The organism is Halomonas gemina, assembly GCF_023554995.1.
Lineage (GTDB): Bacteria > Pseudomonadota > Gammaproteobacteria > Pseudomonadales > Halomonadaceae > Halomonas > Halomonas gemina.
Window position 1 is genome coordinate 213,065 of record NZ_JAMJPK010000004.1, and the last position, 13,151, is coordinate 226,215.

General features: G+C 60.8%; 15 protein-coding genes, 1 tRNA gene and 1 pseudogene. 5 read left to right on the forward strand and 12 right to left on the reverse strand.

All coding sequences use genetic code 11. The features are described from left to right. Nucleotides 1–36: 36 nt before the first annotated feature. From M8009_RS10345 to M8009_RS10355, 3 genes are all read left to right on the forward strand, one after another. Entirely contained in the window at nt 37–597 is a 561-nt protein-coding gene (locus M8009_RS10345; protein WP_250060750.1) for a nitroreductase family protein, read from the forward strand. A gap of 2 nt (nt 598–599) precedes the next feature. Further along, entirely contained in the window at nt 600–1,103 is a 504-nt protein-coding gene (locus M8009_RS10350; RefSeq protein WP_250060751.1) for a YiiD C-terminal domain-containing protein, read from the forward strand. 116 nt (nt 1,104–1,219) lie between these two features. Beyond that, nucleotides 1,220–1,307 (forward strand) — tRNA-Ser (locus tag M8009_RS10355). Between the two features lie 379 nt (nt 1,308–1,686). On the opposite strand, the gene M8009_RS10360 is transcribed toward M8009_RS10355, so the two are convergent. The 9 genes from M8009_RS10360 to M8009_RS10395 form a co-directional block, all read right to left on the reverse strand. After that, on the reverse strand, nt 1,687–1,992 hold the full coding sequence (locus M8009_RS10360; RefSeq protein ID WP_250060752.1) for a hypothetical protein: 306 nt from the start codon (nt 1,990–1,992) through the stop codon (nt 1,687–1,689). 13 nt (nt 1,993–2,005) lie between these two features. Next, complete coding sequence (locus M8009_RS10365) at nt 2,006–2,431, reverse strand: hypothetical protein (RefSeq protein WP_250060753.1); 426 nt, start codon at nt 2,429–2,431, stop codon at nt 2,006–2,008. Continuing rightward, a complete protein-coding gene (locus M8009_RS10370) occupies nt 2,412–2,852 on the reverse strand; it encodes a terminase small subunit (protein ID WP_250060754.1) in 441 nt (146 codons plus the stop codon). Before M8009_RS10370 ends, M8009_RS10365 begins: the two co-directional genes overlap by 20 nt. Then, nucleotides 2,849–3,028: a hypothetical protein gene (locus tag M8009_RS10375; protein ID WP_250060755.1), complete on the reverse strand. Its 180-nt coding sequence runs from the start codon at nt 3,026–3,028 to the stop codon at nt 2,849–2,851. The genes M8009_RS10370 and M8009_RS10375 overlap by 4 nt, the downstream gene beginning before the upstream one ends. 884 nt (nt 3,029–3,912) lie before the next feature. Next, a complete protein-coding gene (locus M8009_RS10380; RefSeq protein ID WP_250060756.1) occupies nt 3,913–4,227 on the reverse strand; it encodes a helix-turn-helix domain-containing protein in 315 nt (104 codons plus the stop codon). Further along, nucleotides 4,224–4,412, reverse strand: coding sequence for a hypothetical protein (locus tag M8009_RS10385; protein ID WP_250060757.1), 189 nt, complete (start codon nt 4,410–4,412; stop codon nt 4,224–4,226). The genes M8009_RS10380 and M8009_RS10385 overlap by 4 nt, the downstream gene beginning before the upstream one ends. Beyond that, entirely contained in the window at nt 4,379–4,618 is a 240-nt protein-coding gene (locus tag M8009_RS19090) for a helix-turn-helix transcriptional regulator (RefSeq protein WP_284047786.1), read from the reverse strand. Before M8009_RS19090 ends, M8009_RS10385 begins: the two co-directional genes overlap by 34 nt. 328 nt (nt 4,619–4,946) lie before the next feature. Further along, complete coding sequence (locus M8009_RS10390; protein WP_250060758.1) at nt 4,947–6,233, reverse strand: tyrosine-type recombinase/integrase; 1,287 nt, start codon at nt 6,231–6,233, stop codon at nt 4,947–4,949. A gap of 388 nt (nt 6,234–6,621) precedes the next feature. After that, entirely contained in the window at nt 6,622–7,512 is an 891-nt protein-coding gene (locus tag M8009_RS10395; protein WP_250060759.1) for a DMT family transporter, read from the reverse strand. A gap of 219 nt (nt 7,513–7,731) precedes the next feature. On the opposite strand from M8009_RS10395, the gene M8009_RS10400 reads away from it, so the two are divergent. After that, nucleotides 7,732–8,688: a LysR substrate-binding domain-containing protein gene (locus M8009_RS10400; protein ID WP_250060760.1), complete on the forward strand. Its 957-nt coding sequence runs from the start codon at nt 7,732–7,734 to the stop codon at nt 8,686–8,688. A 162-nt stretch (nt 8,689–8,850) separates the two neighbouring features. On the opposite strand, the gene M8009_RS10405 is transcribed toward M8009_RS10400, so the two are convergent. After that, nucleotides 8,851–9,501, reverse strand: a complete 651-nt coding sequence (locus tag M8009_RS10405) for a hypothetical protein (protein ID WP_250060761.1) — start codon at nt 9,499–9,501, stop codon at nt 8,851–8,853. A 635-nt stretch (nt 9,502–10,136) separates the two neighbouring features. Here M8009_RS10405 and M8009_RS10410 point away from each other — a divergent pair. Then, nucleotides 10,137–11,278, forward strand: a pseudogene (locus M8009_RS10410) (IS3 family transposase). A 198-nt stretch (nt 11,279–11,476) separates the two neighbouring features. On the opposite strand, the gene M8009_RS10415 reads toward M8009_RS10410, so the two are convergent. Continuing rightward, nucleotides 11,477–11,971, reverse strand: coding sequence for a universal stress protein (locus tag M8009_RS10415; RefSeq protein WP_250060762.1), 495 nt, complete (start codon nt 11,969–11,971; stop codon nt 11,477–11,479). 136 nt (nt 11,972–12,107) lie between these two features. Beyond that, the gene (locus M8009_RS10420; protein WP_250060763.1) at nt 12,108–13,016 is read right to left on the reverse strand and encodes a LysR substrate-binding domain-containing protein; all 909 of its coding nucleotides are present in this window, start codon (nt 13,014–13,016) and stop codon (nt 12,108–12,110) included. Between the last annotated feature and the right edge of the window lie 135 nt (nt 13,017–13,151).

Genomic DNA, 13,151 nt, shown 5'->3' on the forward strand with positions numbered 1-13,151 from the left:
GGTAGAGTGCCGACAGAACCTGAACAGGAGAACAACATGGATGCGATGACGCTGCTGCATGAACGCAGCTCCATGGGCAAGCTGATGGGCCCGCGGCCGAGTCCCCAGCAGCTCGAGGCGATCTATCGGGCGGCCCTGCGTGCGCCCGATCACAAGGAGCTGCGCCCCTGGCGCTTCATCGAGTTCTCCGGGGAGGGCCTCTCGCGCCTCGGCGAGCTGTTCGCCGAGGCGGAGTTCCGCGAGGATCCCCACGTTGGCGACGCGGCCCTCGACGCGGCACGCAAGAAGCCGCTGCGCGCCCCGATGATCATTGCGGTGATCGCCAAGGTGACGCCGGATGTGCCCAAGGTGCCGAAGATCGAGCAGGTGATCTCCGCCGGCTGCGCGGCCCACGGCATCCTGCTCGCCGCCCACGCCCAGGGGCTCGGTGCCATGTGGCGCAGTGGCAAATACGCCTTCGACCCCACGGTGCGCAAGGGGCTGGGGCTTGGCGAGGACGACGAGGTGGTGGCCTTCATCTACCTGGGTACCCTGGGCGGGCGCCATAAGCCCATCCCCGAGCATGACGTCGAGGGCTTCGTGGAGCGCTGGGACTGAGCATGCGACAGATCGGCACTCCCCACCCGCGGCTGCCGCTGCCGCCCGCCGGCGGCGAGGATGACATGGCCGATTTCCTTGCCTGGCTGGGCGAGGCAATCCCCATGGTCCCCGCGCTCGGCATCCGCGAGATGGCCCGCGACGGCGACAGCCTGGCCTGGGCGCTTTCGCTCAGCCCCAGCCTGAACGACAAGGGCACCGGCTTCGGCGGGGCGCTCACTGCCCAGACCACCCTGCTGGGATGGTGTTGGACCACCCTCTGGCTGCGGCGGCAAGGGCTTGCCCGGGACGTGGTGGTGGCCGAGGCCACCCAGCGCTTCCTGGCCCCGGTGACCAGCGACTATCGCCTGACCTGCGAGCCCGCGGCAGACGATGCCCCCGCTGCCCTGGCCGAACGACTGGCACAGTGCGGGAAGGGGCGGATCGCCCTGGTCCAGCGGCTCTGGTGTGGCGATACCCTCTGCCTGGAAGCCCGCGGCGACTATGCCGTGCTGCCCGCCAGCTGAGCGGGCAACGCAAGGAAAGCGGCTTGCAATCGCGCACTTAAGTCGATAACATGTGCGCCGTTCTGGAGGAGAAGGCACGGCGCAGCCGAGCTCGTTCGACTCGAGAGTCACAATGCGGAGGGGTGTCCGAGTGGTCGAAGGAGCACGCCTGGAAAGTGTGTAGGTCGAAAGGCCTCGAGGGTTCGAATCCCTCCCCCTCCGCCATTACACCAATAGAATCAAGCGTCTACGGGCGATTTTTTCTTGTACCCCACATCTAGGCCCACGTACGGAAAACGGCTCTCTGATTGGCCCCCTGCCTCGCCACTCAAACCGGCCTGGGGTGCGGCCTCCAGGCGGTCAGGCGGCAAAACGCGCTCGGTTGCCGGGGAAATTGCGTAATAATGTCGTGTAATTACGTATTACGTACGTACGTAACGGCGCAAAAAAGCCCCCTGGTAGGGGGCTTGGTGCTGGCCACGGAGGGGAGGAAGATCCCCCTTCCAGCGCTCGCCGCGCCATGACGAGTGGGGCGGCGAGCCCTCCCGCAAGCGGCCAGGGGCCGCGCCAGAAGACGGGTGCGGGGTAGTGCCTGGGGCTGGGCTTACTCGCTGTCCTGGGGCTTGCGGGCCTGTTCAAGCGCGGCGATCCTCCACGCTTCCTCAGTCGAGTAGCCTTGCCTGTAGCGCAAGTCTTGGGCGCGGCGCGTCAGGATCTCGTCGGCGTCGGGCGTCGCTCCCGGCAGGTCGGCGGTCGGTTGCCAATCGGCGGGCTTCTCGCGTGCGATCCATCCCCACGTTGACCGCATTCCGCTCGGTTTCGTGGCATTCGGGCACCCTGCGTCGATCCACTCTTGCCGGCGTTTGAGCTGTTCCTTGCGGTTCGGGTCGTTGCTTGCTGGCGTGAGCATCTGATTTCCTCCTTCACCGCGTAAACCGCGTAGCGTGCTTTTGTTGAAGGTCTGGGTTCTCACGCATGACTGCCTCAACGGCGGCCTTGAACGTGACGCCTTGTTCCCGCGCAATCTTGTACGCTCGGGCTGTGATGGCATCATCCACCGCATCATCGAGTTCCTGACCGAGCTCGTGCAGGGGGTTCGCGGGCTCCCTATTGTGATACCGCGCGGCCAAGTCAGGATCGGCCTTCATTTCGGCAACCTGGGCACGTTCGAAGTCCAGCGCTGTTGGGGCGTTGATACCCTCGCGACTCAATCGGGCTTGCACGCGGTCATGCAATTCGTCTCCCGGCGTTTTCGCAAAGTTCAATCGTTCTCGGTACGTATACATTTCAAGTTTCCCCCTTAGGGTTTTGTGGTACAGCGTTATCCCTTCAATCTTCGTCGTCTTCATCGTCCAGCGGTTTTCCGTGGTGGATGCTCTCCAGGGCGTCGGCGAATGCGGTGAATAAATCGACCTCGCTATCGCTTTCGCCTTTTCGTTGGACGGTTTGAACGTTCCAGCCGTGCATTTCGTTCAGCGTCCTGACGGCGTTAATTCTTTCCTTTGAAGCCGTTTCTTTTTCTCGTGCTATTTCCGCCAACGTCATCAGGCTGTCGGTTCGCTTCCATATCTCCAATTCCGCTAAATGCTCGCGGATCTCTTCGACCTTTAGGGATACGTGGGGGCGATGCAGAACACGATACGCTTCAACGCCGATTACAGGCGCGGACATATTCCCCGCAGTATATGCGCGACGATATGCTTCACAGGCGGAACCTGTTTCAACATACGCGTAGGCGAACGCTTCTTGTCTCGGTGTTAATTTCTTCATTGTGGTGTCTTTTCCGGCATGTTCTTAATCACGGTCTTCTCGAACAAGTCCAGTTCCACCAACTTAGCGGCTGCGTAGGTATCGCCTTCATCGGCCTTATGGGCCAACAACTTGTAATACGACGCGATGGCTTGCTTTGAAGGCTTCCGGTTTCTCGAACCTTTCTGACGAGACATTGTAATCACTCGACTCTTAGGGTTTGGTCAAGTTTAGTTGCCCAAGGTCGAATTTAAAATAAAAAAGCCAAATTTGAACCCCCGATTATCTTTTTTTGTTCCTGCGCTTATTGTTCCTGCGCTTATCAAGCGGGCGGATTGGGTACGGTGTTCCGGGATCTCTCGCCTTGAGTTCGGCGGGTGCGTGTTCCAGACAGTAACCTGCCTTCCGCCAGGTCATCCACGGGACAACGGTGAACGTGACTCCGCACTGCCGACATTGCCCTTTCTCGGTCGTGGTCCTGGTGCCCTCGCTGGCCCGTTTCATAGGGTACCCCCCTGGTATATTAATAAGGACTTCAATTTTTGAAGCTAGAACTGGCCAAAAATCGGCCCCACTGCTTCAATTTCTGAAGCGTTGACTGGTCAAAAAGTGATCAATCGGCCCCACTGCTTCAATTTCTGAAGCGTTGTTTTCAAAAATTGAAGACGGTAGAAATCGAATTCATCCCCACTTCCTCGGGGGCCTGTCTGTATCGGCAACATCTAATTTCCCCCCACAAATATCTATCGGTTGCCAGGTAATCGCGTAGAGGTTGCACCGGGGCCCTACGCGACCGATTACCGCGTCCCTGGTCTTCAGGATCAATTCGCTGTCTTGAAGCTCCCGTAACGACTTGGCGAGCGTTGCGGAACCCATCCCGCCCCACGCCTCCATTGTGGCGTGCGTGGCAGACAGGTCGCCGTTGTTGCTCCCGTGATATTGCGTCGCCAGTGCCACCAGAACTTTCAGCGCCGATGCGGATAGCGTCCTGAAATCAGGACTTCCCGAGACAACGCGCGGCAGCGCAAGATACCCGCCCGGCCATTTCTCTATCGCGCGGGTCTTCTTCCTCGACATCGCATCATCCCCCGCCGGCCATCAGCCGGTAGCGGGAAATCGTCTTCCCTGGGCGCGACGGCCACGGGTGCGATTCGGAAACGATGTGGATGCCGGCCTTGCGAAGATCCCGGATCACAGAAGGGGCGTGCGCAATTCTCAACTCCCATTGCAACTCGGCGGAACTCTTCGCTCGTTCACTGAGCGCGAGTAGCACGCGGCCTTTTTGCGATGTAGGATTGATCTTGTAGCGGGCACTTCCTCTCGTTTCCGTTCGTTTTACCTTGCTTTGATCTCGGCCTTCTTCCTCAGGGCCGAGATTTTCTTTTTTCGTGTTCATCGTTCTGCGCCATAAAGATCGAAAATCCTTCTTAATGCTTTTCTCGCGGCTTTCGATGATTCTTCTCCAGGGGTTAATACCAGTTCCTCTAATGCTCGCGCTAGTCTTTCCCGTTCGCCCTTTTCCAAAAATGCCCTTTGAATCGCATCGTCTAGTTTAAAATTTTTCCGGTTGACGTGGAGCATTTCCCGATCTCCTTCATTGGTCGTTCCGCTTCCCAAGCTTCAATGTCGCTTAGGCGCCAACGTGTCGTGTTGTGCCCGAGTTCCACGGGCTGCGGAAAATGTCCGATTCGCACCCACCGCCAAATGGTCGGAATTGAAACATCTTCCCTCGCCGCGACGCGGCTCACTTTTAGGTAAAGAGGTTTGATTTCATTTTGAGTTTTCATTCAATCGTCCTCGGTTATTTGCGGCTAACTTGAAGTAAAGCAGACTTCTCGCGTGTTGCGAAGCTTCGCCCAAGTTGGCATACAACGCTGACTTAGCGAAGGCAGACAACGCTGACTTAGCGAACTTCTTATTGGTTATTGGGGAACTTTTCGGGATCTTCTTTGCCTCGCCGGTCTGCACTCTTCGCGGGAATCAGCGGGGCGTGGCGTCGGCACAGCAGGGTGCCGCCAGCGTGCGCACGGGCGGCCAGCGGTCGCAGGGGTAGAGTAGGGTAGGGGTAGGCAACAAAAAGGCCCCTGGGGGCCTTGCTGGGCTGTCTCGCTGGCGTCAGGCGTCAGATGCTCGCCGGATTGGGGTCGCGTTGCCCTGGGCGGTGCCCTCGGCGCAGAATTTCGCCCAGTCCTGCATCAGGTGCCGGCGTTTCTCCAGCAAGTCGCCGCGACGATATGCGGCCTCGGCCTTGTTCTTGATCGTGTGGGCCAGGGCCATTTCGCAAATATCGCCAGGGTAGGCGGTGCGCTCGCCGGCCCAGTCGCGGAACGTCGACCGGAAGCCGTGCGTGGTGACGATGCCGGCGGTGTTGGGATCTCGATAGCCTTGCCCCTCGGGTATGGCGCCGTCCATCCGCTTGATGACCGCCGTCAGGGTATTCTCGGACAGCAGCTTGCCGCGTGCTGACGGGAACACTAGGTCGGTGCCCTCGTGCCTCGGAAGGGCTTTCAGCAGCCCCACGGCGGCGCGTGAAAGCGGTACGCGATGTTCCTTGCGGGCCTTCATCCTCTCGGCGGGAATCGTCCACAGCTTGGCGTCTAGGTCGATCTCGGCCCAGCGTGCGCCTTTGGCCTCGCGGGAACGCGTCGCGGTCAGGATGGCGAATTCCAGGCATCGTGCACCGCTGCCCTCCATCGCCGCTAGGTGGCGCTTGAATCGCGGCATGTCGTCGATGGGCAAGGCGGCGTGGTGCCCCTTCGTGGCGACCTTGCCGGGGTTGGGAAGGCGGGCGTCCAGATTGCCGCGCCAGCGGGCCGGGTTGTCTCCCGTGCGATGACCGCCAGCCGTTGCCCAGTCCAGCACCTTCTCGACGCGGCCACGGAGCCGCTTGGCGGTTTCGGTCTTGTTCGTCCAAAGGGCGTCGCGGGTCAGCATGTCCTCGATATGCGCCAGGGTGATCTCATCAACGCGTTTCCTGCCGATGACGGGGGCGGCATAGGTGGCCAGCGTGCTTTCCCACTGCGCGGCGTGCTTCGGGTTGCGGAACTCGTGGCGCTTGAGGGCCAGGAACTTCTCGGTCGCTTCGTCAAAGGTCAGGCGCTGGGTTTGCGCCAGCAGCGACAAGCGGGCGGCGCGTCGCTCTTCCACTGGGTCGATGCCGGCGGCTATCTGCTCGCGTTTGGCTCGGGCCTTTGCTCTGGCATCGGTCAGGGGAACGTCTGGATACCCACCTAGGCCGATGTCGCGGCGCTTGGCCCCGACCTTGACGCGTAGCACCCACGACCGGGCGCCGCTCTTGGTCACTTGCAGGTGAAGGCCGGCCACGCCTCCCACGGCGAACAGGCCAGGCGCGGTAAGGCGCTTCACCTCGATTGCGGACAGCTCGCGGGCTTTCTTGGGCATCGTTCTATCCTCCAACTTCCTACCCCACATAAGGGGAACAATTGGATGATAGGTGCTGAAACGAGATAACACAATAAAACGAGGGTAAGCGTGGGATTGCCGGGGTTAGTGATACGTCATGACACGCGATGAAGTGTGGAAGCGGCGGCCTCCCCCTCCGCCACCGCATATCGAAAGAGCCGCTGAGCGATCAGCGGCTCTTTCTGTTTTCAGGTTGCGCTCAGGTCATACGCTTGGTCTTCTGCCTGATGCTGATCCCCCTCGCGGTCGCCCAAGGGATTCAATCCGACATCTGCCGCAGTATCGGGTGTCTCCTTGAGGGTTCAGAGCCGCGTTGTTGGTGTTCTCATGAAATGGCGGATTGCCTGAGGAAAGGTCATCGGATATGTCATGCTGATTTGAGATGGCGTGCGGGAATGATCTCAAGCAGGCCCGCGAAGAGCACGATGACACCTCCCGCCATCTCGAAGCCTGTTAGGGATTCATCGGCGAGGAGGGCCGCGGAAAGCGCCCCCACCAGCACCTCCGTCATCAGCAGGATGCTGACGCGTGCAGGCTCAAGCCGGATCGTTGCCCACATCAACGCCACAAGGCTCAATCCCCACCACAGGCCACCTGTCAGCAGTGCCAGCCCCGTGATCGTGAGGGCCTGACTCGGGACAAGGCTGGGCATCGGCTCAAGGGACGGGGCGAGAACCAGCGCCGTCACTGCCGCGCCGAGGGCGAAGACGAAGGCGGCGGGCAGGGCCGTAATGGTGGACCTGGCGCGGATGCCGGTTGTGGAGAAAGACCAGAGGATACCGCCAATCAACGACATCCACTCACCTGCTCCCCGGGGCAGCGGCAGATTGCCATCGGCCCCCAGCATGATGGCCAGTCCTGCCAGGCCCAGGACAATGGCGACAATGCGCAGGCGGGGCGTCGGCCATCCCATCAGGAAGCGGCCGATCAACGTGCTCCACACCGGGCTGAGAAACCACAGCAGGATGATGATCGCGACCCGCCCGTAGAGGAAGCCGATCGAGTAGAGCGCGAACGCTGCACCGCCCAGCGCGACCGAGAGCAGGGCGACCGGCCGGGTGCGGGCCAGTTGGCGGCGATTTCGAACGGCAAAGGGCAGCAGAAGTACCACCGTGCCAGCGGTGATGGCGGCTGTCCCCCAGGCGCCCGCCAGACCCATCTCTCCCAGGGCGCGAACCGGTAGCCAGTAGAACCCCCATAGCACCCCCGTGGCGAGAACGATGGCGGAGGCGAGAAGCGTGCGCTGATCGGGTTGCATGAGACATGACCTTGCTATTGCGTGAGGGCGGGGTGAGTAGTGCCGTGCTAGCCGAACCATGGCGAGTCAGTGTGTTCCTGCGCGAAAGCCGTTATCGCCGAAACGGCCACAACGTAACTTTTCTTACTTTTAACAAGAGCGATACCGACTATTTTCCTGAATGGATGGCGGCATGCAATGTATTTGATCTACACATAGAGGTTAGATAAAGTTTCTTTTATGAAACGCCCACTGCCTTCTCTCAATGCGCTTCGCGCCTTCGAGACCACTGCACGCCATTTGAGCTTCGTGCCTGCTGCCGACGAGCTCCATGTCACGCCGGCGGCGGTGAAGCAACTGGTGCGCAAGCTGGAAGAGCACCTGGGCATAGCGCTCGTCGAACGTAGCGGGCGTGGCCTGAGGGTGACGCCGGCAGGCCGGGCTGGCCTGGAATCACTGGCGGCAGGCTTCCAGCAGATCGAACGTGCGGTTGGCCAGATGAATGCCTACCGCAATCCTCAGCGCCTGGTCGTCTCCGCCGAACCTTCCTTCGCTACTGGCTGGCTGGTACCCCGGCTCGAGCGGTTCCGCGCCATGTATCCCGACATCGATGTGCTGATCGATTCCTCACTTCGCCTGGCGAATCTTGAAAAGGGAGCGGCGGACGTGGCGATTCGCTTCGGCGTCGCTCCGCAGAAGGGGGAAGTGGCCTACCGGTTGTTCGACGAGCAGCTGTGTGCCTTTTGCAGTCCATCGCTGACCACGCCCCATGATGGATTGCGGCAGCTGGACGACCTCTCTCGCGCCACCCTGATTCACTGGGATACGTCAGCCCTGACCTGGGCCACCGCGACGCGGGCGTGGGTGGGATGGGAGCCCTGGCTCGAGACGCTGGGCGCCGGTCACATCGATGCTCGACGAGGGGTCAGTTTCAGCGACTATAACCTGGCCGTTCAGGCGGCGATTGCGGGACAGGGGGTCGTCCTTGGCAGCCTGCCGATACTGAGCGATCTGGTCGCGGCAGGGCTTCTGGTGCGTCCATTCACGGACATCGTGGAGACGAGCATCGGTTACGATATCGTCGCGACCCGTGACGCCGTCGGTACGCAGCAGGTTCAGAGCTTCATCGCCTGGACCAAGGCGGAGGCGGCAGGAGCCGGGAAGCCGCCTCCCATCGTATCATCTCGGGGAGCCTAGACCTTCCCGGGCCCTTTTACGAAGGTGGCCTGAGGCGACGAGAAGCGAACGCAACCCCCCTCCATTGAGCGGGCGGTTGCCCGGCTGTCGTCTGCTGATGTCCGGGCACGGTCTTATGTCCCCGCGAGTCGGCCATGTCCCGGTTCCCAGTCGACGAGGTCCTCACTCCCTGTCCTTGTCGAAGAGGTCGCCCAGGTTCTCGTCGCTGCCCGCCAGCCCGAAGGTGGCGCGTGGTGGATCGAAGGCCTCCCGTTCGCCGATCACCTCACCCGTCGTCGAGATGACGATGCTGCGCTTCTCCGCGTAGCAGTAATGGTAGCGCTTGATCTCGCCCCAGGTGACCAGCTTGCCGCCGCTCTCGGTAATGTGGTCGCGTGCCTTCTGGCAGGCGGCCGCCAGGCGCTCCTCCCAAGGCAGGCGCCAGAAGCCGAGCGGGAACTTCAGCCGGCAGAAGTGCTCGGTGAAGGCCATGGCGAAGATCGGCGTGCCGGGGCCGCGCACATAGTCGGTATCGGCGAACAGCCAGTGGCGAAAGGCCGCGCGGTCCTCGACGAGTCGCTTCTCCAGGGCCTCGATGGCGGGCCCGGCGTCGGCCTCGGGAATGTCCACGCAGCGACAGAGCGCCTCGAGAAAGCCGCGCTCGCCGTAGCGTGCGTCGCGGTGCGTCTTCTCCAGGCCGAGATAGGGGCTCCTCCGGATGGCGTGCAGATGCGCCAGGGACGTCTCGTCGGCCGAGGTGTAGCCCATGCCACGGAGCACATCGGCGTCCGCCAGGTGCTGGGTCCTGAGCAGCAATTCCTGTTGCAGGTTCATGGTCACGACCTCCTCGCCAGCGTGTGGGACGTGCGGGCGGCAGGAGGAGAACCCCGAGATGCGCGCTGCGCCCCGAGAATGGCAGCATTTCGTAGCTCCGGGCGCACGATGTCGTCCAGATCGAGCAGGGCGGCCAGAGTACGGCGAAGGGATGCGGGGGAATCGCCAGCGGCGAGAGCCTCGGTGTGGTCGTGAGAGGCGGTAGTGCGGTAGGACATGAGCGTCTCCATTTCCCCTGTGGAGCCTTGGAAGGCGTGGTTCGGCAAGCGCCGACCCAGGGGAGTGGAGTCGCACGCCGCTTTAGCTGCATTTCTATCCCGCCCGCAAGTTGGTGCTTAAATCGGCGGAGGCCCGAGGGCCAGACAACAAGAAACCCGCTTTGCAAGTGCTAAAGCGGGCCTCTGGCGTCGCTTTAGCGGCATTTATAGAGCGCCCGCAAGCTGAGATTCAAATCGGCGCTGAGGGTTAACCTGCCAGCGAAAACATGCCGTGTCAATACTTGTCCTTATGATCCTGACCGGATGTGATTCTCTGATCTTTCCCCTTGTTGAGTGCCGCCTGCCGTTAGGATTGAAGTGGTCCAATTGGAGCGGACACCCCGATAAGCCTCATAATGGAGGCATATGGAGGTGTTCATGACCAAGAAGACTCGACGTCGGTTTTCCGATGATTTCAAGGCGGATGCAGTGAGCCTGGTGATCGATCAGGGGTATTCCGTATCCGAGGCCGCCCGGCGCCTGGGCGTGGAGCGTAGCGTGCTGGACCGCTGGTGCCGCAAGCACCGTCAGCAGGTTTCCGGCACCCCGGGGCGGCAGTGGGATGATCGCGACGCCGAGATCAATAAGCTCCGCGAAGAAGTTCGTAAGCTACAGATTGAAAAGGATATTTTAAAAAAGGCGGCGGCCTTCTTCGCCAAAGAGTCGAGCTGAGATACCAGTTCATCGAGTCGGAGAAGGCCACCTATCCTGTGGCCGTGTTGTGTCGAGTCATGCGGGTCAGCCGGAGTGGTTTCTATGTCTGGCGACGGCGTGGCCCTGATGAACCGCGTCAGGCCTTGCTTCAAGAGGTCAGAGAGATTCATCGCCAGAAGCGTGGCAGCTATGGCAGCCGCCGCATGGCCAGAGAACTGCGACGCCGTGGATACGACGTCGGCCGTTACCAGGCCCGGAGCCTGATGCAGGAAGCCGGCGTAGAGGCACGGCAGCGGCGCCGCTGGCGTCATACAACCGACAGTGAGCACAGCCTGCCGGTGGCGCCTAACCTGCTGAACCGCCAGTTCATGGTGGCGGAACCGAACCGGGCATGGGTGGCCGACATTACCGCGATCTGGACGCTGGAAGGATGGCTCTATCTGGCGGCGGTGCTCGACCTCTACGACCGGCAGTTAGTGGTCTGGGCGATGGCCGACCACATGCGCACGTCGCTGGTGCTGGACGCCCTGGAGATGGCCATAGGTCGCCGACAGCCCGAGAGCGGGTTGCTCCATCACAGCGATCGCGGCAGTCAATACGCATCTCGTGATTACAGTGCCACGCTGGATCGGCACGGGTTCCAGGCCTCGATGAGCCGGAAGGGGAACTGCTGGGATAATGCCGTCATGGAGCGCTTCTTCGGCTCACTGAAAAGCGAGTGGTTGGCCGGCCAACGATACGGGAGCCGACAGGCAGCACGGCGTGATGTGATCGACTACATCGAGATGGAGTACAACAGCTGCCGGCTCCACTCGACCTTGGGCTACCAGACGCCGAGGGAGATTGAATTGGCAGCTGCGGCTTGAAAATGTGTCCGCTCTGACTTGACCAGAACAGATAGGTCCAGCCGATCCGAAGCAGCTTGCACTGGTTGAGCCAACAGACCTGGTATCTGGTTCGAGAGGGGAGAAGCCACTGCTGATTTTGACGTTCTGACTCTTCAGCCCCTTTTGGCCTTGTCCGCACCTTATACAACCTGATGGGGTGTGGATCCATGAAGAGCGTCACTCACGGCAGGGGGGGGGCACCACTACCACCGGAACACGTGAACGCTTTATCACGCCCTTGGTAATCTTGCCGGCATAGGTGGCCGAGAAGTTACGCTTGTTGGCCGCGAGCACGATCATGTCACTGCCGGCGCGCTGGGCGAAGTCCGTGATCACAGAAGCGGGATAGCCTTCCAGTACGCTACGTGTCATTTCTCGACCCCCGAATTCTTCACGAAGGTCGGGATGTCGTGACCAAAAGGTCTCGATCTGTTCATCAAGCACCTCGCCGGCCTCTTTGAGGCGTCGTTCTCTTAAGCTCTCGAGTATTCCCCGATCCGGAATATTGTCCCTGAGCGTAGTCACGACATCATCGGATAGGGACTTGACCGCGTGCAGGACGTCCAGCTTAGCCCCAGTGGCAATGGCAAGCCCCACGGCTTGCGACAGCACCGGATCGCTGTCGGTTCTCAGTCCCACGCAGCACAGGATGCGATGGATACCATGACTCATGATGCTTTCTCCTTAGGCACGGCGGCGGTGCTCCGTGCAGTGGTATCAGTAGTGATTGGCGGCCTCAAGCTTAGCGTACACGGCAATCTATGCCGACAGTTGCAGGTAGTCGGGGCCATCAGCGAGATCTTCCTGGTCATACCATCGGTGGCCGATCATGTATCAGTTTCCATAGAGTATCCACTGATGCCGTATCGACGTCGGGCTGGCGGTAACAGGCGACGAACAGCTTGGGACCTCCCAGTATATCCAAAAGAGATATCAGCTTTCCCGCTATCAGGTCTTCCTCGATCAAACCGTTTGGCAGCCAGCCGATACCCAGACCCGCTAGGGTCAACTCGCGTATGCCAATCGTGAAGGAAGTTTCGCAGATCAGTTCGGTATCGTAGCGGCGTTGGAGGTTGAGTAGGTAAGGGCTGGCCAGGACGCTGCCCATGAAACTGTCCACCTCGTACCCGATCAGCGGCAGGTGTGTCCTGCTCTCGAGATCGAACAGGGGACGCCCCAGTCGGTCAGTGGCACATACGGGAATCAACTGTTCCGTCCCCAGTTGAACGCGCTCTATCTCTTCGCGATCAAGGAACAGCTGTGAGCCCTCCAGTTCGCTGCACAGCAGCAAGTCAGCCTCACCTCGCTGGAAGTTGCGGATACAGTCACTGCGATCCGATGAACGGACCTGCAGGCGCGCTTCAGGCGCGCGCTGGCGGAAGTAGCGCAACAGTCGGGGGAGATAGCTGACAGTAAGCGTGTGCTGGGTGGTGAGGATAGCGCGTGGCCCATGCAGGGCATCCGCTCGGATGCGACTGCGGATGGCGTAGAGGTGGGCCAGCCAATCTCGCATGGATGCCTCATAGGCTTGTGCATGCGCCGTGAGCGAGAGTCGAGCTGAGTGGCGATCGATCAACTCGACGCCCAGCCACTCCTCCAGCTGGCGGATGCGCCGTGAGAACGCCGGCTGGGTGACGTGCCGCACCTCCGCGGCCTGGGAAAAGGTGCCCGCCTCGACAAGCGCAAGAAAGTCTTCAATCCATTCGATCTTCATCATAATACCCCATGGATCAATGCCGATTCAGTGATATCTTTGGCGTATGCAAAAAAGTAACCGCTCATGAGTATCTTGGCATTGGTCCGCATCGGCGTGCAGGTATTAGTTTTAGGACAGACCGGTCGGCGGTGAACC